This window comes from Microbacterium sp. K35 (assembly GCF_004794375.1).
Taxonomy (GTDB): domain Bacteria; phylum Actinomycetota; class Actinomycetes; order Actinomycetales; family Microbacteriaceae; genus Microbacterium; species Microbacterium sufflavum.
In genome coordinates, this window is sequence record NZ_SSDM01000372.1 from 1 (window position 1) to 25,153 (window position 25,153).

The 25,153-nt window shown below is 72.0% G+C and carries 21 protein-coding genes and 1 pseudogene; 10 read left to right on the plus strand and 12 right to left on the minus strand.

Translation table 11 applies throughout. The annotated features are described in order from the left end of the window. The 6 genes and pseudogenes from DW299_RS19240 to DW299_RS15455 all read left to right on the plus strand — a co-directional run. A pseudogene (locus tag DW299_RS19240) lies at positions 1 to 413 on the plus strand (serine/threonine-protein kinase); the annotation flags it as partial. A gap of 5 nt (positions 414 to 418) precedes the next feature. Beyond that, positions 419 to 1,135 carry a hypothetical protein gene (locus DW299_RS15435; RefSeq protein ID WP_372490605.1) on the plus strand — a complete coding sequence of 239 codons (717 nt, stop codon included), beginning with the start codon at positions 419 to 421 and terminating at the stop codon, positions 1,133 to 1,135. After that, complete coding sequence (locus DW299_RS15440) at positions 1,132 to 5,604, plus strand: type VII secretion EssC family protein (RefSeq protein ID WP_136037095.1); 4,473 nt, start codon at positions 1,132 to 1,134, stop codon at positions 5,602 to 5,604. Before DW299_RS15435 ends, DW299_RS15440 begins: the two co-directional genes overlap by 4 nt. Positions 5,605 to 5,709: 105 nt before the next feature. Continuing rightward, a complete protein-coding gene (locus DW299_RS15445) occupies positions 5,710 to 6,675 on the plus strand; it encodes an intradiol ring-cleavage dioxygenase (RefSeq protein ID WP_136037096.1) in 966 nt (321 codons plus the stop codon). A 98-nt stretch (positions 6,676 to 6,773) separates the two neighbouring features. Continuing rightward, the gene (locus tag DW299_RS15450; RefSeq protein WP_017204355.1) at positions 6,774 to 7,070 is read left to right on the plus strand and encodes a WXG100 family type VII secretion target; all 297 of its coding nucleotides are present in this window, start codon (positions 6,774 to 6,776) and stop codon (positions 7,068 to 7,070) included. Between the two features lie 240 nt (positions 7,071 to 7,310). Beyond that, the gene (locus DW299_RS15455; protein WP_136037097.1) at positions 7,311 to 7,703 is read left to right on the plus strand and encodes a hypothetical protein; all 393 of its coding nucleotides are present in this window, start codon (positions 7,311 to 7,313) and stop codon (positions 7,701 to 7,703) included. Positions 7,704 to 7,819: 116 nt separating this feature from the next. Here the strand turns inward: DW299_RS15455 and DW299_RS15460 are convergent, their stop codons facing one another. Further along, positions 7,820 to 8,296: a recombinase family protein gene (locus DW299_RS15460; protein WP_136029314.1), complete on the minus strand. Its 477-nt coding sequence runs from the start codon at positions 8,294 to 8,296 to the stop codon at positions 7,820 to 7,822. A gap of 113 nt (positions 8,297 to 8,409) precedes the next feature. Between DW299_RS15460 and DW299_RS15465 the strand changes: the two genes are divergently transcribed. Continuing rightward, positions 8,410 to 8,976: a hypothetical protein gene (locus DW299_RS15465; RefSeq protein WP_136029316.1), complete on the plus strand. Its 567-nt coding sequence runs from the start codon at positions 8,410 to 8,412 to the stop codon at positions 8,974 to 8,976. Between the two features lie 18 nt (positions 8,977 to 8,994). On the opposite strand, the gene DW299_RS15470 is transcribed toward DW299_RS15465, so the two are convergent. The 4 genes from DW299_RS15470 to DW299_RS15480 all read right to left on the minus strand — a co-directional run bounded on the left by DW299_RS15470 (position 8,995) and on the right by DW299_RS15480 (position 12,821). Further along, a complete protein-coding gene (locus DW299_RS15470) occupies positions 8,995 to 9,276 on the minus strand; it encodes a hypothetical protein (RefSeq protein WP_136029318.1) in 282 nt (93 codons plus the stop codon). After that, on the minus strand, positions 9,276 to 9,446 hold the full coding sequence (locus DW299_RS19245) for a hypothetical protein (protein WP_168443159.1): 171 nt from the start codon (positions 9,444 to 9,446) through the stop codon (positions 9,276 to 9,278). Before DW299_RS19245 ends, DW299_RS15470 begins: the two co-directional genes overlap by 1 nt. Beyond that, the gene (locus DW299_RS15475; RefSeq protein ID WP_136037098.1) at positions 9,446 to 11,734 is read right to left on the minus strand and encodes a hypothetical protein; all 2,289 of its coding nucleotides are present in this window, start codon (positions 11,732 to 11,734) and stop codon (positions 9,446 to 9,448) included. Before DW299_RS15475 ends, DW299_RS19245 begins: the two co-directional genes overlap by 1 nt. 97 nt (positions 11,735 to 11,831) lie before the next feature. Next, the gene (locus DW299_RS15480) at positions 11,832 to 12,821 is read right to left on the minus strand and encodes a malate dehydrogenase (RefSeq protein ID WP_136037099.1); all 990 of its coding nucleotides are present in this window, start codon (positions 12,819 to 12,821) and stop codon (positions 11,832 to 11,834) included. 51 nt (positions 12,822 to 12,872) lie between these two features. Here DW299_RS15480 and ypfJ point away from each other — a divergent pair, with 51 nt between their 5' ends. Both ypfJ and pip read left to right on the plus strand, forming a co-directional pair. Next, a complete protein-coding gene (ypfJ, locus tag DW299_RS15485) occupies positions 12,873 to 13,757 on the plus strand; it encodes a KPN_02809 family neutral zinc metallopeptidase (protein WP_136037100.1) in 885 nt (294 codons plus the stop codon). 68 nt (positions 13,758 to 13,825) lie between these two features. Then, on the plus strand, positions 13,826 to 14,800 hold the full coding sequence (pip, locus tag DW299_RS15490; protein ID WP_205814419.1) for a prolyl aminopeptidase: 975 nt from the start codon (positions 13,826 to 13,828) through the stop codon (positions 14,798 to 14,800). A gap of 10 nt (positions 14,801 to 14,810) precedes the next feature. On the opposite strand, the gene DW299_RS15495 is transcribed toward pip, so the two are convergent. From DW299_RS15495 to DW299_RS15520, 6 genes are read right to left on the minus strand one after another with little or no spacing between them, the layout of a single operon-like run. Next, positions 14,811 to 16,604, minus strand: coding sequence for an aldehyde dehydrogenase family protein (locus tag DW299_RS15495; protein ID WP_136037101.1), 1,794 nt, complete (start codon positions 16,602 to 16,604; stop codon positions 14,811 to 14,813). Positions 16,605 to 16,630: 26 nt separating this feature from the next. Further along, complete coding sequence (locus DW299_RS15500; protein ID WP_136037102.1) at positions 16,631 to 18,022, minus strand: MFS transporter; 1,392 nt, start codon at positions 18,020 to 18,022, stop codon at positions 16,631 to 16,633. Positions 18,023 to 18,052: 30 nt separating this feature from the next. Next, entirely contained in the window at positions 18,053 to 18,316 is a 264-nt protein-coding gene (locus DW299_RS15505; RefSeq protein WP_136029330.1) for a glutaredoxin family protein, read from the minus strand. A gap of 9 nt (positions 18,317 to 18,325) precedes the next feature. After that, complete coding sequence (locus DW299_RS15510) at positions 18,326 to 19,225, minus strand: alpha/beta fold hydrolase (protein WP_136037103.1); 900 nt, start codon at positions 19,223 to 19,225, stop codon at positions 18,326 to 18,328. After that, positions 19,222 to 20,199 (minus strand): cation efflux transmembrane domain-containing protein, encoded by a 978-nt coding sequence (locus DW299_RS15515; RefSeq protein ID WP_136029334.1) that lies wholly within the window; start codon positions 20,197 to 20,199, stop codon positions 19,222 to 19,224. Before DW299_RS15515 ends, DW299_RS15510 begins: the two co-directional genes overlap by 4 nt. Continuing rightward, positions 20,196 to 20,699, minus strand: coding sequence for a type 2 periplasmic-binding domain-containing protein (locus DW299_RS15520; RefSeq protein ID WP_240745425.1), 504 nt, complete (start codon positions 20,697 to 20,699; stop codon positions 20,196 to 20,198). Before DW299_RS15520 ends, DW299_RS15515 begins: the two co-directional genes overlap by 4 nt. A gap of 115 nt (positions 20,700 to 20,814) precedes the next feature. Here DW299_RS15520 and DW299_RS15525 point away from each other — a divergent pair, with 115 nt between their 5' ends. Then, positions 20,815 to 21,207, plus strand: coding sequence for an SIP domain-containing protein (locus DW299_RS15525; protein ID WP_136029336.1), 393 nt, complete (start codon positions 20,815 to 20,817; stop codon positions 21,205 to 21,207). Positions 21,208 to 21,263: 56 nt separating this feature from the next. Here the strand turns inward: DW299_RS15525 and DW299_RS15530 are convergent, their stop codons facing one another. After that, positions 21,264 to 25,130, minus strand: coding sequence for a fibrinogen-like YCDxxxxGGGW domain-containing protein (locus DW299_RS15530; protein ID WP_136037104.1), 3,867 nt, complete (start codon positions 25,128 to 25,130; stop codon positions 21,264 to 21,266). Positions 25,131 to 25,153: the final 23 nt, after the last annotated feature.

Genomic DNA, 25,153 nt, shown 5'->3' on the forward strand with positions numbered 1-25,153 from the left:
CGCGCCGCGGGCTGTGGATCGGGCTCGCCGCGGCCGCGGTGGTCGTGGTCGTCGGCGGCATCGTGGGCCTCAACGTGCTCGTGTCGGGGCTCACGCCCGACCCGGCGCCGGAGAGCACCGAGTCCGCGGTCGACCCGCAGGACCCGGTGTCCGACGCGGTGCCCAAGGTCACCGAGCTCGCGGGCACCCGGGCCGGGGAGCAGGTCACGTTCACGTGGCAGAACCCCGACCCGCAGGAGGACGACAGCTTCATCTGGACCGAGACCGGCAGCGCGGCCGACGGAGCCGTGAAGCAGGTGGCGGAGCCGACCGTCACGTTCGCCCCGGCGTCGGCCGGCGAGGTGTGCATCGAGGTCATGCTGCGCCGCGGCGACGGCAGGGCGTCCGAGCCCGTGACGGGGTGCGTGGAGTGAGCGCGGTGGCGGGGGTCACGGTCGAGTTCGCGGGCGAGTACTACCCGATCGACCACGGGAACCGGTTCGTGGTCGGGCGCGAGGGCGACCTGGCCCTCGACGACAACCTGTTCCTGCACCGGCACTTCCTGGAGATCAGCGAGGGCGACGGCCTGTGGTGGCTGACGAACATCGGCACCCGCCTCACCGCCACCGTCACCGACTCGGCCGGCGGTGTGCAGGCGTGGCTCGCGCCGGGGGCGCGGCTGCCGCTCGTGTTCGAGACCACCACGGTGGTCTTCAGCGCGGGACCGACCACGTACGAGCTGGTGCTGCACGCCGCGGAGCCCGCGTTCCGTGCCACCAAGCGCGACTACGACGACGACGGCATGTCCACGATCGGCGACGTGCCGCTCACGCTGAGCCAGAAGCTGCTGATCCTGGCGCTCGCCGAGCCGCAGCTGCGTCGCGACGGCACGGGCATGAGCGAGATCCCGTCGTCGGCCAAGGCGGCCGAGCGGCTCGGGTGGACGGTCACGCGGTTCAACCGCAAGCTCGACAACGTGTGCGACAAGTTCGACCGCGTCGGCGTGCCCGGCATGCGCGGCGGTCAGCGCAGCTTCGCGACCAACCGCCGTGCGCGTCTGGTGGAGCACGTGATCGCGTCGCGTCTCGTCACGAAGGACGACCTCCCGCTGCTGGACGCCCCGCAGCCGAGCGAGGCAGAGGGAGACAACGAGTGAAGGTACGGCTGACCCTGCTGCGTCAGGGCGCGGCATCCAGCGACATCGAGGTCACGGCGGAGAGCACGGCGACGATCGGCGAGATCGCCGCGATGATCGTGCGCGCCGATCCGCTGGGCTCCTTCGCGCACGCCGACCCGACCGCCGTGACCCTGGAGGCGTACAGCTCGGTGGTGTCGGGGGCGGGCGACCTGCTCGCGCCGGAGTCCACGTTCGCGCACGTCGGGCTGGCGCACGGCGCCACGGTCCGTGTGGTCCCCGCGTCGTACGAGCAGCGTCCCGTGGTCGGCCGCATGGAGGTCGGTGCGGGCCCGGGTGCGCGCTCGATCGCGCTGACCCGCGGCACGATCGTGCTCGGTCGCGACGAGTCGTGCGACGTGGTGATCGATGATCCGCTGGTGTCGAAGAAGCACGCGCGACTGGAGATCGGCGACCGCGTCGAGCTGATCGACCTGAACTCCGCGAACGGCATCCTCGTCGACGGCGCCTCGGTCGTGCGCCTGGTGGCGGCGGAGGGCGAGCTGTCGGTCGTGCTGGGCGACACCCCCGTGCGCGTCAAGGTCGAGGCGGGTGCCACGACGCCGTCGCCCGCGGAGGCCTCCATCCGCCAGGTCGAGTTCGTGCGCTCGCCGCGCGTCGAGGAGCGGTACCTGGGCGAGGAGCTCGACGGCACCGACCTCCCCGTGCCCGCCCGCAAGCAGCCGTTCCCGCTGCTGACGCTCGTCGCCCCGCTGCTCATGGGCGGCGCGATGTACGCGTTCACGCAGAACCTGCTGTCGATCATGTTCGTGGCGCTGTCGCCGCTGCTGATGATCGGCACGTGGCTCACCACGAAGAACCAGCAGAAGCGCGAGCTGGAAGAGGACAAGAAGCGCTTCGAGGAGCAGCTGGAGCGCCTGGACGCGCGGCTGCAGAGCGAGCGCGACCGGGAGATCGACGTGCGCCGCCGCGAGGTGCCGCTGCTGCGCGAGATCAGCGACGCCGCGCTCACCGCCGGTCCGCTGGTGTGGACGCGCCGCACCGAGCACTGGTCGTTCCTGCACGTGCGACTCGGGATCGGCGACACCGCCTCGCGCAGCTCGGTGAAAGACTCCAACGGCCGCGACCGCGCGATCCCGGAGTACGTCGACCGCCTGGACGCGGTCGTCGAGGCGACCAGGATCGTGCCGCAGGTGCCGATCCTGGAGGACCTGACCGACGTCGGCGCGCTCGGCATCGCGGGCCTCGGCGGCCGCTCGACCGGATACGCCAGGGCCCTGCTCGCGCAGCTCGCCGGGCTGCACGCCCCCGCCGATGTCGGGGTGGTGGGCCTGTGGGGTCCGCGCTGGGGCGCTCAGCTGGCCGATGCGAAGTGGCTGCCGCACGCGTGGTCGGCGCAGGCCGTGCTGGGTGTGCAGCCGATCGGCGACGGTCCCACCTCCGCGGGGCAGATCGTCGCGCGCCTGGAGGAGCTGATCGCGCAGCGCTCGACCCGCAGCGGCGACGCGGTGGAGCTCGGGGCGCTGGAGGCCGAGAAGGCCGCGACGAACAGCGGCTCGAAGGTCGGCGAGGATTCCCGCAGCCGTCATGACGCGGTGCCCAAGCCCGCGATCGTCGTGCTGATCGCCCCGGACGCCCCGGTCGACCGCGGCCGCCTGATCCAGCTGTCCGAGCGTGCGGCCACCCGCGGCATCTTCCCGGTCTGGCTCACGGAGGACGCGGCCGCCCTGCCCGCGTCGTGCCGCACGTTCGTCGAGCTCGGGTCGACCGACAGCGCGCACTTCGTCCGGCTCGGCGAGGTGATCGACGACCTGTCCGTCGACGAGCTCACGCGGGAGCAGTTCGCGGTGTTCGCGCGCGCTCTGGCGCGGCTGACCGACGCGGGCGAGGTCGCCCTGGACCGCAGCGACGTGCCGCGCACGATCTCGATGCTGCACCTGCTCGGCCGCGACATGGCCACGCAGCCGGAGAGCGTGATCGACCGGTGGACGCAGAACGACTCGCTGCACTCCCGGCGCAAGGTCGGCTCCGCGCGCCGGTACCAGCCGAAGCTGCGCGCCCTGGTCGGCGCGGGGGCGGAGGGCGCCCTGCAGCTCGACCTCCGGCAGCAGGGCCCGCACGCGCTCGTGGGCGGGACCACCGGTTCCGGCAAGAGCGAGTTCCTGCAGGCCTGGGTGCTCGGCATGGCGACCGAGTACAGCCCGGAGCGCCTGACGTTCCTCTTCGTGGACTACAAGGGCGGCTCGGCGTTCGCGGACTGCGTGAGCCTGCCGCACTGCGTGGGCATCGTGACCGACTTGAACGAGCACCTGGTGCGCCGCGTGCTGGTCAGCCTCCGCGCCGAGCTGCACTACCGGGAGCACCTGTTCAACCGCAAGAAGGCGAAGGACATCCTGGAGCTGGAGCGCGCGGGCGACCCGCAGGCCCCGCCCGCCCTGGTGCTCGTGATCGACGAGTTCGCGGCGCTGGCGAAGGAGGTGCCGGAGTTCGTCGACGGCGTGATCGACATCGCCCAGCGTGGGCGCTCCCTCGGCATCCACCTCATCATGGCCACGCAGCGTCCGGCCGGTGTCATCAAGGACAACCTGCGCGCGAACACGAACCTCCGGGTCGCGCTGCGCATGGCCGACGAGACCGACAGCAACGACGTGATCGGCACGAAGGACGCGGCGCTGTTCGATCCGGGCACGCCCGGCCGCGGCATCGCGAAGACGGGTCCCGGCCGCATGACGCTGTTCCAGTCGGCGTACTCGGGCGGCTGGAGCCTGGGGGAGGACGACGGCACCGACGTCTCCATCGCCGCGTTCGGCTCGACGGACCAGGGCCCGTGGGAGCTGCCGATCGACGAGAACGCGGTGGTGGTCGACGACGACCTCGGCCCGAACGACCAGCAGCGTCTGGTGAGCACGATGGTGCTCGCGGCGCAGGCCGCGCAGGTCGCGCAGCCGCGGCGTCCGTGGCTCGACGAGCTGGCGCCGACGTTCGACCAGCTCAAGCTGCCGCAGCGCACCGATGCGGCCCTGCTGCTCGGTGTGATCGACGAGCCCGAGCGTCAGGAGCAGGTGCCGTTCCACTTCCTGCCCGACACCGAGGGCCACATGGTCATCTACGGCACCAGCGGCTCCGGCAAGTCTGCGGCCCTGCGGACGCTCGCGGTGTCGGCGGGCATCACGCCGCGCGGCGGACCCGTGCACGTGTACGGTCTCGACTTCGGCTCGGGCGCGCTGCGCATGCTGGAGCCCCTGCCCCACGTGGGTTCGGTCATCTCGGGCGACGACGCCGAGCGGGTCGCCCGGCTGTTCGCGACGCTGCGTCAGGAGCTCGACCGCCGCGGCGACGCGTATTCGGCGGTGGGCGCGGCGACCCTCACCGAGTACCGGCAGCTGTCGGGCAAGAGCGACGAGCCGCGCATCGTGGTGCTGATCGACGGGTTCGCGGCGTTCCGCAACGACTACGAGGCCGTGATCGGCCGCACCGACACGTACAACGCGCTGCAGGAGGTGCTGTCCGACGGCCGTGCGGTCGGCATCCACGTGGTGCTGTCGGCCGACCGGTTCCAGAGCATCCCGAGCGCTCTGAACGCGATGATCCAGCGCCGCGTGGTGCTGCGCATGGCCGACACCGACGCGTACAACATCCTCAACGTGCCCAAGGACGTGCTCACGCCGGAATCGGTGCCGGGGCGCGCGATCGTGGGCGAGAACGAGGCGCAGATCGCGATCATCGGCGGTACGCGCAGCATGAAGGAGCAGTCGCTGGCGATCGAGCGGATGGCCGCGTCGATGTCGCGCCGCGGCGTGCCCGACGCGCCGCCGGTGCGTGCGCTGCCGCTCAGCTACGGGCTGGAGGAGGTGCCGGCGACGGTCGGCGACCAGCTCGTGGTGGGTCTGGCGGACAGCGACCTCGGTCCGTTCGGCATCGAGCCGACCGGCACGTTCGTGATCGCCGGTCCGCCCGCGAGCGGCAAGAGCAACGCGCTGGCCGCGATCACGCAGCAGGCGCTGCGGGCGCGACCGGGCACGCCGACGCTGTTCCTCGGGTCGACCCGCTCCCCGGCGCGCCACGCGGTGTCGTGGACCGCGACGGCGGCGGACGGCATCAGCGGCACCGCGGCCGTGGCCGAGATCGTGGAGAAGGCCGAGCAGGGCCTGAAGCCGGTCGTGGCGGTGGAGGGCGTCGCGGAGTTCGCGTCGTCGCTGCTCGAGATGCCGCTGTCCGACCTGGTCAAGCGCGCGACGCGCGGCGAGCTGCTGCTGCTGTTCACGGGCGACACGAGCGAGTGGACCAGCAACTTCGGGCTGCTCGGCGAGATCAAGCAGGCGCGGCGCGGTGTGGTGCTCCAGCCGGAGACGATCGACGGCGAGCTCGTGCTCAAGGCGCCCCTGCCCCGCATCGGCCGCGGCGAGTTCCCGGTCGGCCGGGCGGTGCTGGCGCAGCGCGGCAAGATCGTGCGGGTGCAGTTCCCGCTCGTGATCCCCGAGACCGTCTGACCCGGCGGCCCTCCGCCGCCCATACGAAAGCCATAGCCCCGCCAGAGGCTCCTGATCATCGGGGCGGGCACCATGGTGACTCTCGACGCCCCCGAAGGAGCCGCCATGAGCCCGAGTCCCGAACCCACGCCCACACCGCGGGGCCCCGCCTACGAGGGGCGACTGCTGCCGCGTACCGAGGAAGAGGTCGTCGATCAGGGGGCCGCGTTCGACCTGGGCACGCTGTTCAGCCGGCGCGGCGTGCTCGGGCTGGTGGGACTGGGGGCTGCGTCCGCCGCGCTCGCGGCCTGCGCGCCGCTGTCGTCCGGAGCCGGCACGACCGCCGCGCCCACCGCCGACGCGGGGAGCGACGGCACCGCGACGACGGGCGTGGACGGCGAGATCCCCGACGAGACGGCCGGCCCCTATCCGGGCGACGGCTCGAACGGCCCCGACGTGCTGGAGGAGTCCGGGATCGTCCGGCGCGACATCCGCTCGAGCATCGACGGGGGCGCGACGGCCGAGGGGGTGCCGCTGACGTTCGAGCTCACGGTGCTCGACCTCGCGAACGGCGGGGTGCCCTTCGCCGGGGTCGCCGTGTACGCGTGGCACTGCACGGCGCAGGGGGAGTACTCGATGTACTCCTCGGGCCTGGAAGACGTGACCTACCTCCGCGGCGTGCAGGTCGCGGATGCGGACGGCCGTGTCTCCTTCACGTCGATCTTCCCCGGCTGCTACTCGGGACGGTGGCCGCACATCCATTTCGAGGTGTACCCCGACGTCTCCGCGATCACCGACTCGACCGCTGCCATCGCGACCTCGCAGCTGGCGCTGCCCGAAGCCGCGTGCACGGCCGTGTACGCGCTGCCGGCCTACGACGGCTCGGCCGGGAACCTCGCGCAGACCTCGCTCGACGCCGACATGGTGTTCGGCGATGACGGGGGTGCCCTGCAGCTCGCGAGCATCGCCGGCGACACCGGCACCGGTTACCGCGCATCGCTCATGGTGGGCGTCGACACCACGACGACGCCGAGCGCCGGCGGCGCCCCGCAGGGTGGTCCCGGCGCGGGTGGGCGACCGCCGGGGAGCTGATGGGGACTTCTCCCCATTTGCGTGGCGGGTGCCCTTCGTTACTCTCGAAGAACAAGAACACCTCCGGCACCGGCCGGGGCGACCGGAAGGTAACACCAATGACGAACCTCAAAGTCAGCTACGCCGACATGAAGGACGCTGCTGGCCGTCTCCGCACGGGCCAGCAGGACATCGAGACCCAGCTCAAGAACCTGCGCGCCTACGTGTCGCAGCTCGTCTCGGGCGGCTTCGTGACCACGTCCGCCTCGGGTGCGTTCGACGCCTCGTACGCGCAGTTCAACCAGGGTGCCACCGCGACCATCGCGGGCATCGAGGGCATGGCCCGCTTCCTCGACGTGGCGGCCCAGTCGCTGCAGTCGACCGACGAGCAGCTCGCGGCGCAGATCCGCCAGTAACGCCTCAGCGAGAAGAGGGGATGCCGATCCGGCATCCCCTCTTCTGCGTCTCCGGGCGCTGTCCCCGACCCCGCACGAGGACGGATGCGGCACGCTCCGCGTCACCCGCGTCGGCATATTGCCATGCGCATGACCCGTGCATACCGTGACTTCCGAAACACGCTGATGGGGGGGCTGGCGTTTCGGAAAGCACCATCGTTTCGAGGCTTCATCCTGCCCGCAGCGGGAAAGGAAGAGATCATGGAGACGACGATGAAGAGCAACGACAAGGGACGGCGGTTCGCGCGCTGGGGAAAGCTGGCGGTGGCGTCGGGAGCCGTCGCGGTCGCCTGCGGGATCGCGTTCGCGGCTCCCGCCTCGGCCGATGACGGCTACGGAGGCTACGACTTCGGCTCCGGCAACACGTACAGCTGGGGCCAGGGGTACGACGGCGGCTACGGCTACGGCAGCTCCTACGGCGACGGGTGGGGTCAGCCCAACGGATCGTCGAACTGGTGGGCGTCGAACGACGTCGTGCAGAACGTGCTGCAGGGCAACTCCTGGGCTGGAGCGCCCAGCGTGCAGAACTCGGGATACTCGCCGCAGCAGGTCTCCTCGTGGGGCAACAGCCTGTTCTCGTCGTGGTGGCGCTGAACGCTCGTCGCGTTTCGGTCGCGCAGCGGTGAGCACGAGTTCCTGACCGCGTCGGCGGCCCCCACCGCGCAGGGTTCGACCCCTGGACGTCCGGACGTCCAGGGGTCGAGGTCTGCTCAGCGGAGGGCCGCGGCCGCGTCGGCCAGATGCCGGGCGTTGTGGTTGAGCACCTTCACGATGATGCCGTGGCGGCGCAGCTCGGCGACCGTGCGGGCGCCCTCCTCGCTGTCGCGGCCGAGCGCGGCGATCGTCGCGACGACCAGCACGTCACCGGCGTGCAGGGTGCCGATGAGACGGGCGATCCGGTCGCTCCAGCTCTCCAGGATGTCCGGGGCCGGATGGCGGAAGCCCTCGATGGGCACGCCGAAGCGGGTGAGGTCGGCGCGCTGCTCCACGACCGAGGGCATGTCGTCGCGGGAGACGACGAGGCCGACCAGGCGGGAGCCATCGGGCCGGGCGAGCCAGAAGTTGCGGTTCGCCTGCAGCTCGGTGAAGCACTTGGGGCACTCGGCGGCCGCGTGCGGCAGATGCAGCGGGCTCGTCAGGGCCTCGTCGACGGATGCCGCCGTCGTGGGTTCGATCGTCTCGCTCATCGCGCACCTCCGTCCTCCATTGTGCCCTGTCCGCGACCGGATCTGTGCCCTGCGGGCGCCCGCCGGGCGTCCGGTTTTGCACCCGTGGCGGGAGCCCGACCAGAATAGGGGTCATGCGTCGCCTCACCGCTGTCCTTCTCGCGTCCGCCTCGCTCCTCCTGCTGGCCGGATGCGCCCCATCGGAGGACGAGCGGCGCGGCGACCTCGCGGCCGAACTGGAGGGCATCGACGGCGTGGACACCGCGCGCGTGGACAGCGTCGAGGTCGTGGTCGCGACCGAACCGGGGCTGTCCGAGGACGACTCCGCGGAGGTGCTGCAGGGCGTGCGCGATCTCGTGCTCGCGCAGGACGACGCCGAGGACTACACCTCCGTCGCCGTCTGGTTCTACGGACAGGGCGAGAGCTCGTGGACCGGTGACTGGGGCCTCGGCGCGATCGCCGCGGACGGGTTCGACCAGCAGGCGGCGTTCCTCGCGTCCCTCGCCGGCTGGGACGGCGTCACCGCCGCCGATGCTCCCGTGAGCAGCGTCGAGCTGAAGGTGACGCGGAACGACGACCAGGTCGTGGAGCTCACGGCGAGCGCCGAGTCGGCGGGTGTCGCGGACGAGTGGAAGACCGGACTGCAGGAGCTGTGGACCTCCAGCGGCGGTGACGCGGATCAGGCGATCCGCTGGCGCTGAGCGAACGCGCCCCGCAGGTTACGGGGTTCCGCCGTTCGCGGCACTGGTGATCTCGGCCTCCTGCGTCTCGAACGCGGTCGCGGCATCGCGGGCGACCACGCCCGCACCGGCGGTCATGCTCTGCAGCTGCAGCAGCGTGCCCTTGGCCCACATCGCCCAGGTGTCGGCGGCCGCGGAGACGGCGGAGCTGCCGCACGCGCCGAGTGCGAGGTCCACGTCGAGGCTCATGGCCCATGCGGTGCTCTGCAGCGTGCCGCCGGTCGCGCCGACGGCTTCGGAGTCGAACTGGAGATCGGTCATCACGGCACCTTCACATCGTCGGGGGAGTAGGTCTCGGTGGGGTCGGGTCGGGGGTCGCCGGAGGGCGCCGACGGCTCCGCGGAGACGGCGCGCGCAGCGGCGGCGCGCGTGCAGCCGACGAGCGCGATCCCGCCGATCAGGATGAGCGCCCAGCCGCCGGATCGCCGCATCAGGTGCCCTCCGCCCACGAGGTGTTGGCCTCGACACCGCGCTGGTAGTCGGCGAACATCTCGCGGGCGAGGTCGTCGACCTGCCCCGCCGAGAGGGCCTCGGTCATTCCCAGGTCCACGAGCATCTGCTCGATGGTCTCCATGGTCGCGATCTCGCGGCCGTTCGCCGCGTCGGCCTGAGCCTCCAGCAGCGCCTCGTGCGAGTTCGCCCACGCCGCCGTCGCCTGTCCGGAGCCCCAGTCGGAGACGCCGCCGATCACGGCGCTCTGCGCCACATCGATCACCACGCTCCCGCCGGCCACGAGGACGTCGCCCACGGCCGGGATCGGGATCAGGCCGACCACGGTGCCCACTCCGTCGATCGCGGCCTGGACCGCTTCGTCGTGACGGGTCGCCTCGCCGAGGGCGGCTCCCGCCGGGGAGCCGTCGAGCCAGCCCTGCAGCTCCACGACACGCTCCAGGGCGTCGGCCTTGAAGGCGCTGTCGGCGGGCGCCAGGTCGGCGATCGCGATGAGCGCGTCCTGGTACTGCTGCACCGACTGGGCGATGACCGCGGCACCGGCGGACGGCGTCTCCCCGTCGCTCCAGGCGGCCGTGCCGAGAAGCTGCGCGAGCTGCGCCTGCGTGACATCGGGGATCGCGCGCGGGTCGTCCGTCCCGATCAGCAGGTTCTCGAAGTACGGACGGGTTCCCGCGGCCGGGTCGCTCTCGCTGATGGCCTCGGAGAAGTAGGGCATCGCGACCGAGATGCCCTCGGCGACGCGCACCTGGCCGATGCTCGTGAGGTTCTCCGGCAGGAACGATTCGTTGCCGGTGAGCTCGCGCACGACCTGGGTGGTGAGTTCCGCCACGCGCTGCCACGTCTCGGGGTTGTACGTGTGGGTCGCATCGGCCGGGCCTCCCGCGGCCTGCTGCGCGCCGGCCCACAGGGCTCCGGGCCCTTCGAAGCCGTCGCCGGACGAGTTCGCGCTCCAGTCGCGCTCACCGAACCAGTACTCGATGCGGCCGTCGCCGAGGTCGCCGTCGCCGAACGGGTCGTTCTCGGTGGAGGTGAGCCAGTCGAGGGCCGCGTCGGGGTAGGTGCCGAGGGTCGAGAAGATGCGCCCGGCCAGATCGTCGACGCGGTTGCCGTCGAGTCCGGTCTGCTCGCCCTCCAGGAACGCCAGGGTGCGGCCGCCCGCGTTCGGGGAGAAGTCGGTCCAGCCCCCGTAGAGCATGCTGGCGGGGTCGCGCTCGATGCGATCGATCTCGTCGGCCATCGCCACCGTGAGGTTCACCCCGAGCGGGTGGTTCTTCTCGTCGGAGAACAGGAAGCCGATCGCGGCGACCGCGCCGCCCACGCTCGACGAGGCGCCGGTGAGCATGCTCTCGGCGAAGTCCTTCGACGTCGACTCCATCCAGATCTGGGATCCGGTCGACAGGCCGCCGCGGATCGACGTCGCCAGGGCGAGCGCCGTCGCACCGGCCAGGCCGTCCACCATGACGGCGTCGCCGAGGTTGTCGATCATCGAGACGGTGTTCTCGCCGCCGACCTCCAGGAAGAACTGCGACATGACGAACGTGTCGTCGCCCCACACGTCGAAGAAGTCCTGCATCGCCTGCAGGTTCTCGTCGGTGATGTCGCCCTCGGCGATCTCGTCCGCCACGTTCGCGAACGCGTCGCCGAGGTTGTCGTAGTTCAGGTCGTCGATGTCGTCGATGCCCGCGAAGCTCAGAGCCGACTGCATGGCGTCCCAGCGCGGAGAGGCCGGCGGGGCGAGAGCGGCCACCAGCGTGCTGTCGGCGGTCTCGCGCTGCGTGGCGAGGGCCTTGAGCTGGTTCGCGGCCTGCCGCATGTCGGCGAGGCCCGCGGTGGTGCCGCTCGGCACCCACAGGCCCGGCTGCAGCGTGGGGCTGGGGGCGTTGAACGTGTAGGTCGAGAGCGGGAACGGGCTCTCCTCGGCCTCGGCGGCCTTCCACGTCGCGTAGCCGTTCGCATACGCCTGGTGGGCGGCGGCGGTCGCGGCGCGGATGCGGTCGACCTCGGCGGCGTAGGCCGTGAGCGCCGACTGCACGGCGGCGAACTCGGTGGTCAGCTCGGTGCACAGGTTCTGCGGCTTGGTGAGCGAGGTCCGGAAGGCCGCACCGGCGTCACCCGCCCACACCTCGTCCGTGGTGCTCGTCGCGGCGTTCGCCAGCGCCGAGCGCACCGTCTCGGTCCCGGTGCCGCGGTTGCTCACGCGCGTCGCCGCGTCGTTCACCGCGCTCGTGACCCCGCGCCCCGGATGCAGATCGTCCCACTGTGCCATGTCGTCGCCCCTCCTCGACGGTGTCCCGTCCGCAGCAAATCTACCGGGGCGGCACGAACGCGGCGATGGGCAGAACTCCCCATGCGCCCCAGGGCCGTCAGAGCAGCCCGAGCGCCCGCACCGCCTCGCGCTCCTCCTGCAGCTCGGCGACCGAGGCGTCGATCCGGCGCCGCGCCCAGTCGCTCAGCTCCAGACCCTCGACGATCCGCCACTCGCCGTCGACCGATCGCACGGGGAACGACGACACGAGCCCCTCGGGCACGCCGTACTCGCCGTGCGACACCACCGCGGCGGAGGTCCAGTCGTCGGTGCCGCGCACCCAGTCGCGCACGTGGTCGATGGTCGCGCTCGCCGCGGAGGCCACGGAGGAGGAGCCGCGCACCTCGATGATCTCCGCACCGCGCTTCGCGACCCGCGGGATGAACGTCTGCTCCAGCCAGGTCGGCACGTCCCCGACGATCTGCGCCAGCGCCTCCTGCACCGGCTCCCCGCCGACCGTCGCGTGCGACACGTCGGGGAACTGCGTGGCCGAGTGGTTGCCCCAGATCGGCACGCGCCGGACCGTGCGCACGGGCGTGCCGAGGGTCTGTGCGAGCTGCGCCCTCGCCCGGTTCTCGTCGAGCCGGGTGAGCGCCGTGAAGCGTTCGGCCGGCACCCCGTCCGCGGCCGCCGCGGCGATCAGCGCGTTGGTGTTGGCGGGGTTGCCCACGACCGTGACCCGCACGTCCGGCGAGGCGTTCGCGGCGATGGCCGCTCCCTGCGGGCCGAAGATGCCGCCGTTCGCCGCCAGCAGGTCGCCGCGCTCCATGCCGGGGCCGCGGGGGCGCGCGCCGACGAGCAGCGCGAGGTCGCAGCCGTCGAACCCGACCGCCGCGTCGTCCGTCACCTCCACGTGCTCGAGCAGGTCGAACGCGCCGTCCTGCAGTTCGAGGGCGGCTCCCTCCGCAGCGCCGAGGCCCTGCGGGATCTCCAGGAGCCGCAGCCGCACCCGCTCGTCGGGACCCAGGAGGTCGCCCGCCGCGATGCGGAACAGCAGCGCGTAGCCGATCTGTCCGCCCGCGCCCGTGATGGTGATCGTCGTGGTCATGACCCGAGCCTACGACCGTCGGCGCGGGGGTGCGCGGAGTACCCTCGACGCATGACGTTCAATCCCGATGCCGACCTCTCCGGCAACACCACGCGCCGTCGCGGACGCACGGCTGCGATCGCCGGTGGCACCGGTATCGGCGTCCTCGGCCTGCTCGCCCTCATCGCCGGTCCGCTGCTGGGGATCGACCTGTCCGGACTCGTCGGCGGAGGGGCACCGAGCGGCGGCGGCGGTCCCGCCGAGGGGTCGGTGATCGAGAACTGTGACACGGGGGGCGACGCCAACGCCGACGTCGACTGCCGCATGGCCGGATCGCAGCTCGCGCTCGATGCGTTCTGGGAGGACCACGTCGAGGGGTACCGTGCCCCGCAGCTCATCGTCGTCGACGGCTCGACCCCCACGGCCTGCGGCACCGCGTCGAACGCCGTCGGCCCGTTCTTCTGCCCGGGCGACGAGACGGTCTACATCGACCCCACGTTCTTCCAGCTCATGCAGCAGCAGTTCGGGGCGACCGCCGGCAACCTCGCGCAGCTCTACATCGTCGGCCACGAGTGGGGCCACCACATCCAGTACATCACCGGGGTCATGGACCAGTACCCGAACAACGGCACGGGTCCCGGCAGCAACGGGGTGCGCACCGAGCTGCAGGCCGACTGCTACGCGGGGGCGTGGATCGGACAGATGTCGAAGAGCACGGATCCGAACGGGGTGCCGTACCTGCAGCCGTCGACCGAGGAGCAGCGCGTCGACGCCCTCAACGCGGCGTTCGCTGTCGGTGACGACCACATCCAGGAGCAGTCCGGCTTCGTGAACCCGGAGAGCTGGACGCACGGCTCGAGCGAGCAGCGGCAGCGCTGGTTCGCGGAGGGCTACGCCAACGGACTCGAGGCGTGCGGGCAGGTCTTCACGCTGCCCGCCGACCAGCTCGACCCGTAGATCCCGGGCGGCGGCGACCGCTCCGCTACCGTGGAGATCGCACGACTGCACGACCGGCTGGGGGGCCGATGATGACGAACACCGAGGGACTCTATCCCGCGATCGAGCCGTACGACACGGGCGAGCTGCTCGTCGGCGACGGCCACCGCGTGTACTGGGAGGTCAGCGGCAACCCCGACGGCAAGCCGGTGGTCTTCCTGCACGGCGGCCCCGGCAGTGGCACGTCGCCGTGGCAGCGCCGGTTCTTCGACCCCGATGCCTACCGCATCGTGCTGCTCGACCAGCGCGGGTGCGGACGCAGCACCCCGTCGGCGAGCGAGCCCGACGCCGATCTGCGGCACGTCACGACGGCCCACCTGATCGCCGACCTCGAGCTGCTGCGCAAGAACCTCGGCATCCCGCGGTGGCAGGTGTTCGGGGGCTCGTGGGGCAGTGCCCTCGCCCTCGCCTACGCCCAGGCGCATCCGGAGGTGGTGACCGAGCTCGTCCTGCGCGGCATCTTCACCCTGCGCCGCGCCGAGCTCGAGTGGTTCTACGAGGGCGGGGCTGCGGCGCTCTTCCCCGACCTGTGGGAGCGGTTCATCGCCCCGATCCCGGTGCTGGAGCGCTCGCGGCTCATCGAGGCGTACCACCGGCGTCTGTTCGACCCCGACCCCGCGGTGCACGTGCCCGCCGCGATCGCGTGGTCGACCTGGGAGGCCGCGACCGTGACGCTGCGCCCCGACCCCGAGCAGATCGCGGCGATGTCGGATCCGCACCGGGCGACCGCGTTCGCACGCATCGAGAACCACTTCTTCGTGCACGGCGGCTGGTGGGACGAGGGACAGCTGATCGCGGGCGTCGACGCGATCCGGCACATCCCGGCCGTGATCGTGCAGGGTCGGCACGACGTCGCGACGCCCATGATGACCGCGTGGGATCTGCACCGCGCGTGGCCGGAGGCCGAGTTCGTGGTGGTCGACGATGCGGGTCACGCGGCCACGGAGCCCGGCATCAGCGCCGCGCTCCGCGCCGCGACCGACCGGTTCCGCGCGGAGGCCTGACCCCGCGGGGTCAGGCGCGCAGGGCCTTCGTCAGCGTCGCCAGCAGCCCGCCGACACCGCCGTTCGCGCGATGCCGGGTGAGACCCTCGCTCACCTCGGCGCCCGTGCGGGCCGACACGAACCACGGCGGCTTCGGGAGGATGGTCGCTCGTCCGCCACCGTTCAGGACCGGCAGGGAGCGGGGGAACGGGCGGAACGGGCCGCGCAGCACCGAGCGCTCGACATCGTCGAGCAGCAGCGCGTTGTGCACCACGCCGATGCCGCTGCCCACGTCGTCGATCGTGCTGCCGGGGAACGCGCCCCACGTGAGGGTCGGCGTGATGAAGCCGAACGCCGTCCAGCCGTTGATCGCGATCGAGCCGTAGTGCAGCGCGGTGAGCGCCCGGTCGAACCCGCTGCCGAGCGCCTTCTCGGTCGCCGGGTCGATCAGCAGATTGGCGCCGAGCGTGCCCTGCAGCTTCTCGTTGGCGTGCGCGACCGCCGCGTCCAGGAACGCCTGTCCCGTGCCCGGCAGGCTCACCACGCCCAGCACGGGGGCGAAGTACTCGGTGTTCTCCAGCGCCGTGGCGTCGTCGTCGCCGTCGACCTCGACGAGCAGGCGGTCGCCGAGCACGAGCGCGTCGGGGTAGGCGTCGGTGGCGGTCTGCATCCGCGACGCCGAACCCGGGTACCAGGTCGGGCGTTCCGGTGCGTTGGCGTACGCGCGGCGCAGGGCGGCACGGAACGCGTCAGCGCGATCCCAGTCCGCGGACAGGATCACGACCTGACCGGCGATGCAGTTGTGCCCGCTGTTCTGCAGCCGCATGGTGGCGATGTGCTCGGCCTGATACGCGATGTCGGCATCGGTCCACGGGCCGGGCACCACGATGATGGGGGAGACGCCGCCGAGCTCGGCCGTGATGGGCTTCTTCAGCAGCGGGCGGTTCTCACGCCGCCGCCGCTTCGTCGCCGCGGCGCCCTCGCCCGAGGAGGGGCCCCACACGATCGTGTCGAAGGTCGCGGCCGATCCGGTGATGTGCACGTGCGCGATCCCGGGGTGCTGCGTGAGGTAGGCGCCCGCCGCCGGGCCGCCGCGCATGATCCGCAGGAAGCCGGGCTCGATCAGCGGGGCGAGCGCGCGCTTGTACACCGGCACCAGCGGGTCCTGCGTGGGATTGACCTTGAGCAGGGCCGTGCGGTTGTGCGCCAGCAGCTCGTACAGCACGTCGAGCACGGGGATCGAGGTCACGTTGCCGGCGCCGAGCACGAGCCCCACGCCGCCGGACCGCGCCGGCGTGCGCTGCGCCAGTCCCGCCCTGGCCCGCGCGGCGTTCGGCGTTGTGCCCGGCCGCAGCCACACCTCGCCGGTGAAGCCCGACAGCAGGAAGCGGTCGATCCCCGTGAGCGGGAACGCGTGCACGCGAGCGCGGCCGCCCGGCGCGCGGTCGACCTTCACGCCGTCGAGCGGGTTGCGTCCATCGGCCAGGCGGGTCAGCGTGGCGATGGAGGCGTCGAGCGCGCCGAGCACGCTGTACGGACCGCTGAGCCACTCCTCGCCGCGCAGCGGGTGCCGAGCGTCGAGGCCCTTGGAGGCGGCGGCGGTGCGCGCCCAGTCCTCCGCGGTCGCGGCGACGCTCGTGCGCACCTGTCGCAGCAGCGTCGCGCGCTGGGCGATCGTGAGCGCGGCCCACAGCTGCGTCCCGGTGTGCAGCTCCTCGATCGCGGTGTCGAACCGCTCCTGCTCGCCCTCGCCCAGCGGGGGAGAGGCGGGGGCCGTCGCGGCGGTGGCGTCGGAGTCGGGCGTTGTCGTGCGCGCAGGGGTCATCGGCGTCTCCTTCGGACGGTCCCAGCTTAGGCGTCGGTGGTCTGCAGCGCCTCGATGTCCTCCCGGCGCAGCCGGTAGCGCCGGAGGGTCGCCAGGCTCGCGGCCATGAGTGCGGCGGGCAGCACGCTGAAGCTCAACACGATGCCGGTGATCGCGGCGGGCGGCTGCACGACCGCCTCGCCGGCGACGGTCGAGACGTAGCCCGTCGCGGCCAGAGTGAGCGAGACGGCGGTGGCTCCGAGCGCGAAGCCCACCGTCTCGCCCGCGGTCCAGATGCCGGTGAACGTGCCGGCCTGTCCGGGGCGGCTCGACCGCTCGTCGTGCGAGATCACGTCGGGCAGCATCGCCATCGGCAGCGACTGCAGGCCCGCGTACGCGATGCCGGCCACGGCGACCGCGGCGTACATCCACCCGCCGGGCGACCACACCGCGGCGACGAGGGAGAGCGCGGCCAGCAGGAACAGGCAGCTGGCGATCGCGAAAGCCCGCTCCTTGCCGAGGCGCCGCGCGACCACCGTCCACGCGGGCGTCGCCAGCAGTGCCGGGCCGACCAGGGCGACGAACACGAGAGTGACCGCGTCCTCCGAGCGCAGGACCCACGTCGCCACGTACTGGGCCCCGGCCAGCATCGTGCCGGTCGCGAGCGCCTGCAGCAGGAACGTGGCGAGCAGGGCGCGGAACGGCTGACTGCGGCGCAGCGCTCGGAACCCGGACAGGTACTGCTCCCGCCACGCCGACGATGCCGCGGGGTCCCGCGGCCGTGCGGGGTCGTCGCCGGTCGCGGCGGCGGTGCGCGAGGCGATGAGCATGCCGACGCCGATCGCGAGTCCCGCCGCGACGCCCATTAGCAGATACCCGGCGACCGGGTCGGGCGCGGCCGTCCGGAGTGCGGGACCACCGGCACCGAACAGCAGGATCGCGGCCGTCAGCACCACCACGCGCCAGCCCAGCAGTCGCGTGCGCTCGTCGTAGCCGGACGTCAGCTCGGCGGGCAGCGCGACGTAGGGCACCTGGAACAGGCTGAACGCGGTCGCCGTCGCGAGGAAGGCAAGGAGCACGCAGAGCGCCCCGGCCACGGGACCCCAGGCGGGCGGCACCGCGAAGGTGAGGGCGAAGAACACCGGGAGCGTGACGGCGCCGACCACCATGAACCCGCGGCGAGAGCCGGTACGGGCGAGTTGCCGGTCGGACGCGGCACCGATCAGCGGATCGATCAGCACGTCCCACACCTTCGCGAGCGTGACGATCAGGCCGGCCGCGAGGGCGGCGACGCCGAGGTTGTCGGTGAGGAAGTAGGTCAGCACCAGGCCGGGAAGCGTCGCGTAGCCGCCGGTGCCGACGGAGCCCACGGCGTACAGCGCGATCGTGCGGGGGGACAGCCGGGTGGGGGCGCGGTCGGGTCGAGCCTCGGTGCTCATCGCGCCAGTGTAGCGGCGCGATGGGGCCGGTCAGATGAGCGAGAGCTCGCGCAGCTTCGACTCCACGTCGGCGTTCGACGGCTCGACGTGGTGGGTCGAGTCGGGGTACACCACGACGGGGATGTTGGTGCGACCGGAGATGTCCTTCGCGATGTCCGCGGCGGCGGGGTCGGCGACCAGGTCGACGTACGTGTACGCGACGCCCAGCTCGTCGAGCTGCTTCTTGGTGCGGATGCAGTCGCGGCACCAGTCGGCGCCGAACATGGTGATGGTGTCGGAGACGGGTGAGGTCATGCCTCCAGCCTACGTCCGCGCCGCGGGGGTGGCGCCGAAGAAGGCGGCCAGCGCCGCGGCGAGGGGTGCCGGGGCCTCCTCCGCCATGTGGTGGCCGCTCTCGATGCCGTGCCCGCGCACGTCGTCGGCCCAGGCCCGCCAGATGCGGACCGGGTCGCCGTAGAGGTCCTCCAGGTCGTCGCGCGTCGACCACAGCACGAGCGCGGGCATCCGCAGGCGGCGCCCCGCGGCGGCGTCCGCCTCCTCGTGCGCGCGGTCGATCGTGAGGCCGGCTCGGTAGTCCTCGAGCATCGCGCGCACGACGGACGGGTCGTGCACGGCGCGGACGAGCTCCGCATGATTCGCGGCGCCCATGGTCTCCGGATCCGCCTTGGGTGCGTACCACGCCTCCGGGTCGGCCCCGATCACGCGCTCGGGGATGTCGGGCTGCGCGAAGAAGAACCAGTGCCACCACCGCGTCGCGAAGCGGGCGTCGGCGCGCCGGAGGTGCTCCGTGAGCGGGAGGCAGTCCAGCAGCGCGACGCGTTCGACCGCCTCCGGGGAGTCGAGGGCGAGACGCAGCGCGACGTAGCTGCCCCGGTCGTGCCCCGCGAGGTGGAAGCGCTCGTGGCCGAGGTGGCGTACGACGCCGCGGACGTCCTCCGCCACCGCCCGCTTCGAGTGGGCGGAGTGGTCGGGCGTGGGCGCGGGTCCGCGCGAGCGACCGTAACCGCGCAGGTCGGGGCAGATCACGGTGAACCCCTGCTCGACCAGGAGCGGGGCCACGCGATGCCAGGTGGCGGAGGTCCGCGGGTGACCGTGCAGCAGGACGACGGGGGGCCCGGAGCCGCCGTGCCGCACGAAGACGTCGGAGGCGCCGGTGCGCACGACCTCCTCCGTGAACCCCGGGAACAGCTCGCCGTCCGTCATCGCCCGGGGTCCGCCTCGTCCGGCAGCTTCTCCACCGGGGCGATCACGACGTCCTGCACCTTCCAGTCGAGATCGGTGATGCCGGCGGCCGCGGCGGACAGGTCGTGCGTGGTGACCTTGCCCCGGCGCGGCACGACGAAGGCCTCGATGTGGAACACCTGACCCTGATCGCGCATGCGCACGGCGGCTTCGGCGACCCACGGACGACTGCGCAGATACGACACGATGTCGCCCGCGAGCGGGTGCGGGTTCTTGCTGTCGTACGTGCGGGCGCGCTGGTCCATCAGATCCACGATCGCGGTCCTGGTGTTGCGGAAGCCGTCCCAGATGATGCCGAGCGAGATGAACAGGGCGGCAGCGCCGTCCAGCCACCAGATGCCGATGCCCACCCCCAGCACGCCGACGATCGAGGCGACCGTCGTCTGCCAGTCGGCCTTCGCCATGTCGGCGTCGGCGTAGAGCAGCTTGTTGTGCAGCACGGGTGCCAGCTTCGACTTCGCCGGTCCGTAGAAGAACACGGGTCCGACGATCACGACGACCATGACCGCGACCATCAGCCAGCCCAGCCAGATGGTCTGCCCGAACAGCTGCACCGTGCCGATGGTGGGGTGCTCGCCGGAGATGAGGCCCGTGACCGCCTCGATGGCCAGGTTGAGGCCCACGGCGAGGAGGGCGACACCCGCGACGAGGTGACCGACGCCCATCGCCCTGTGCAGCCCGTACGGGTGCTTCCGCGTGGGGCGGCGGCGCACGAAGAGCAGCGCGGTGAGGAACGCCACCTGCGGGATGAGGGAGAGCATGTCCTCGATCCACGCGGTGCGCATGGCCTGCGACTCGCCCACCACGAGGGCGATCACGGCGATCGTCACCGAGGTGTAGACGATCGTGAAGACCTCCCACCGCACCGCCTTCCGGATCGCGCGCTGCTGCTCGTCCGGGAGGGTCGTCCGTCCGAACTGCCCGGTCGTCGTCATGGCGACCCCACCTTCCGGTCGAGGTACGACTCGAGCGACGAGAGGAAGGCGTTCTCCCCGAGCGGCACGAGCATCACGAGCTCGCGGTCGCCGGCGCCGTCGATGCCGGGGTAGCCGCGCGTGACTCCTGCTTTGTCGATCCACGGGGTGTCCGGGGTGATGGCGCCGGCGATGAGGTCGAGGTCGCCCTGCTCGAGCATGCGCACGAGGGTCTCCTCCGACGCGACGGTCCAGGTCGTCTCGGCGTCGAGGTGCGCCGCGAAGCCGTCGACGAGGTCGACGACGGGTCCTCGTGGTTCGTCGCCGGACAACTCGACGAGGTCTCCGTCGGGGGAGGTCCCGACGCGCAGCTCGCCGCCCGTCACGGCGTTCAACGTGCCGTCGGGGTCGCTGGGCACCGTGATCCCGCAGCCCGACAGCAGTGCCGCGATCAGCAGCCCGGCGACGGCCGCGGCGGTACGCCCGGCGCGGGCGGGTCGATCCGAGGAACTCCTACTCACGGCCCTCAGCCTCGCGGGGTCCACGACGGCCGACAACACTGTTGACGGCGATGGCTGTGCGCGCTAGCCCGGTGGGGTCTTGATAGGTAAGGGTATCCTTACCTATGGTGGTCTCATGAGCAGCGCGTGCGAGCACCGGGACGACCCCGACTGGGACGACCTCGTGGGGGTGGTGCTCGTGGCCGGCGATGCGGCGGACGCGGGCGTCATCGCCGGGATCGCGGCGCGGCTGCCGGGGGACGCGCAGGGCGTCATCCTGCTGGAGGCCGCCGCTCATCTTCCGCGCCGGCACATCGATGCCCCCGCCGGTGTCTCCGTGCGCTGGCTCGTCCGCGACGAGGGGATCAGGGCTCATGCGCGCGGCGAGCGGCTGGCGAGTGCCGTGCATGCGTGGTGCGTCGAGTGGACCTGCACGGAGCCGCCCGAGCACTGGACGGTCTGGCTCGGTCCGCACACCCCGCCGCACGTGGCCCGGATGGCACGCAGCCTGCTCGGCGTCGCGAACTGAGCAGACGAGGGCGCCCTCCCCGATCGGATCGGGAAGGACGCCCTCTGGTCGTGACCTCAGCCGCGCGGCATGGTCAGCCCGAGATCGAAGCTCAGGTCCGGGGAGAGATGGAAGTTGGCGTGCACCGATGCCGCGAGCACGTTCTCTCCCTTCGCGAGGAGCTTCGCCGGAACGGTGAAGGTGACGCGGTGGGCCGCCGCGGTCGTCGCCCGGGGCGCCGCCGTGGCGTACGTCTCCGCGGTGATCGCGCCGTCGGGAAGATTGCTCCGCCCGAGCTCGACCCCGTTCAGGTAGAGCACGACCCCGTCGTCCGCGACCACCGTGACCGAACCGTCGTGCACCGCCGCCGGGTCGTCCACGGTGAAGGTGTGCCGGAACTGGGCGCTCAGCGGTGCGGTGTCACCGCCCGCGCCGAGGTCGGTGGTCGCGGAGGTCACGCCCCGGGCGAACAGCGCCTCACCCGTGCTCCAGTCCGAGTCGTCGAACCCGACGGCGTTCCAGTCGGCCGGGAGCGCCTCGGTCGAGGAGCGCCACGACCAGGTGGAGCCCTCGGCGACGGTCACCGCGTCGGCCGCCGGATCGGCGTCGGGAGCGGCGTCCTGATCGGGATCGGCCTTCTGGTCGCCGCCCGCGTCGGGATCCGGAACAGGGTCGGGGGCCGTCGCGGTCGTCGTGGCGGTGACGGCGGTGACCGGTGAGGCTTCGCCGTCCGCGCCGACCGCCGTCACACCGTACTCGTACGCCGTCGAGGCCGCGAGGTCCGTCTCCGTGAACGCCGTCTCCGGCGCGGCGACGGTTCCGACCTGGTTCCCAGCCCGCGTGATCACATACGACGCGGCCGTGTTCGCGCTCGCCGGCGCCGTCCACGACAGTGTCGCCGAATCCGCGGTGGCGGTGGCCGTGAGGTCGGTCACGGGGCCCGGCGCGGTGGAGCGCCGTGCCGTGAAGGCGAGGTCGAAGCCGAGGTCCGGTGTCGCCCGGTAGTTGGCGTGGACCGATGCCGCGAGCACGTTGGTGCCGTCGACGAGGGCGCCCGCCGGTACCGAGAACACGGACCTCGCTCCCGACGCGGTCTTCTGCGAGACCACCGCGGTCGCCGTCGTGTTCTGCGTCGGGGTGCCGTCCGGCATCCGCACGCGCCCCAGCTCCTTCCCGTTCAGGTAGAGGATCACGCCGTCGTTCGCGATGACCGAGACGGTGCCGTCGACCACCGAGGCGGCGTCCTGCACCGCGAAGCTCTTCCGGAACTGCGCGCTCACCGGCTTCGTCGCGGCGTCGGACGGATCGAGGTCGGTGGTGGCGCCGCTGATGCCGCGGCCGAACAGTGCCCGGCCGACCGTCCAGTCCGCGTCGTCGAAGTCGGCCTCCGACCAGGTCGACGGGAGCGGGTCCGTGGATGACCGCCACGACCACGTGTCGCCGTTGCCGATCAGGGTCAGCGCCGACGCCGGAGCGGGTTCGACCGTGAACGCGGCCGTGCTGGCCGACCGGTTGCCCACCGCGTCGCGCGCCCGCACGAACCAGTTCGTCGGCTCGGCGGTGACGGGTGCCGTATAGGTCGCGGCCGTGGTGGTCGCCACGACGCGGTTGCCGCGCAGCACCTCGTACACGAGCCCGCCACCGGCGTCCGTGGAGCCGCCCCACGTGAGCACCTGCTGATCCCCGCTCGCCGTGGGCGTCGCGGAGATCGGACCGGGTGTCGTCGGCGCGGTGCTGTCGCGGGGGGCGAAGCGGATGAAGCCGCCCGACCACTGGTTCACGCCACCCGCCCGCATCGAGTCGGTCAGGTCGCCGCCGACCCACAGCGTTCCGGTGCTGTCGAAGAACGAGCCCCACACGCCCTGCCCCGCACGCGAACGGACCACGGGGGACCAGTCGGGGATGTAGTGTCCGGTCGCCGCGTCCCAGGCTCCGGCGAGGTTGATCTTGTCGACCTCTGTCCAGGGTTCCGTGATCTCCCGCTTGAGGTACTTGTCCTGGTAGACCTCGTCGCCGCAGTGGCAGCCCGCGATGACCACCGACCCGTTGTCGTCGACGGTCTGCATGTCGCCGCCCTCGTGCGCGATCGAGCCGCCGACCAGCCGGAAAGTGGAGCGGTCGTAGGAGAACAGCGAGTGCTGCGAGCCGCCGAGATACACGCGGTCGCCGACCTCGGTCACCCCGTTCTGCCAGATGTAGCCCTGATAGTTGCCGTTCGCGTCGATGGTCGCCTCGCTGAACGTCGGCACCCACAGCGGCGACACCAGCGGAGCGCCGGCCACGGTCTGCAGCGCGACGGCGCTCGGCGTCGACGTCGTCTGCTTCCGCGTGAAGTAGCCGGAGAAGTACGTCCGGTCACCGCGATCCGAGGCGTCTACCGCGATGGCCGTGCCGTTCAGGTTCGCGTTCCAGTTCGTGTCCGGGGTGCTGGTGGACAGGAGGATGCGACCACCGTTCCAGGCGCTCGCGCTCTTTCCCGAGCCCACGGCCGTGAGATGCGTCATGGCTCCGGCGACGTAGAGGTAGCCGTTCTTCACGTCCAGGTCGTGTACCGAGGGCACGGCACCGACGGCGCGGCTCTGCACGGCCACCTGCGGCCCGGAGAGCCGGCCGGTCGCCGGGTCGAGGAACGCGAGGCCGACCTGAGGGGTGCCGTCGACCTGGGTGAACTGGCCGCCGATGGCCACGCGTCCGTCCGGCAGTGCGGCGATCGCCTTGACCTGTCCGTTGAGCTGCGGCCGGAACGTCGACACCCACTGTCCGCTGTTCACGTCGAAGCCCGCGAGGTACGGCTGCTCGACCCGTCCGGCGCCGTCTCGTGACTGCTGCACATACCGGAAGTTCCCTCCGGCGAACACGGTGTTCCCGACCTGGCCGAACTCCGCGACTTCGACGTTGAGCTCCCCGTCCTTGCCGTTGGCGAGGCCGGAGACACCCCACACGGTGCGCTGGGCGTTGCTGTCGGGGATCGAACGCAGCGTCGAGGCGGCCGTGCCCGTGGCGGGCACGGTACCGAAGTCGAGATCGGCGAGCTTCAGCTGCGGCCGTACGAACATCTGCGCGAAGGGGATCGCGAAGCCGGCGCCCGCCGGGGCCCACAGGTACGACGTCGGGGTGTCCTGCCCGGTGATCTCGGCGCCGTACGACCAGCCCATCAGGTACCGGTGCGACTGCCGCTGGGCGAAGTAGGAGCCGTTCCATCCCGTGTCGTGCCCGAAGCCCGACTGTGAGGGGCCGCCCCAGCCGACGGCACCCGTCCAGCCGCCGGTGCCGGTGAAGCCGCCGATGATCCAGTCCTTGATCGGGTTGCCGCCGGCCATGGTCCAGTTCCAGCGGTCGCGGCGCGCGAGGCTGAAGCGAACCTCCTGCCACCGGCTGCCGTCGACGGCCGATGCGCGGTGCACGCGGATGCTGTCCGGAGGGAGCTGGTCGGGACGGGCGCCGTCGAGGAGCCCGTCGACGGTCTTGGCCGGCAGCTGTGCCGGCGCGAAAGCGGCCGTCCCCGAGGGTGTCGTGGTGATCTGCTCGGGCGTTCCCACGCCGCTGTAGTTCTCCTTCCACCCCTCGCGTCCGCGGCCGATCATGACCCAGCCTCCGCCGAGGGTGGTCTGGTCGCAGTAGAACTGCTGCGGGTCCACGAGCGTGGGCGTGACCAACCAGTACACCCCGTCCGCCGACCCGGGGTTGTTCTGCTTGATCTCCCAGCAGGAGGCGGCCGCGGTCTCCGGGGTGAGCCCGTCCGGTGCGCTGGCGCCCGCCACCGGAGCGTTCTCGGTCGGCGCGTTCTCGGTCGCCGCGTTCTCGACGGGCGCGTTCGCGTCGAGCGCGTTCTCGGTCGCTGAGGCGCCGAGTGGCGCCAGGAGCGAGCCCGCCAGGACCGCGACCGTCGCGATCCCCACGAGGGCGCCCGCGCGGGCGGAGCCCCTCTGCGTGCTTCTGGTCATTGTTGTTCCTTCCTGATGGGGGG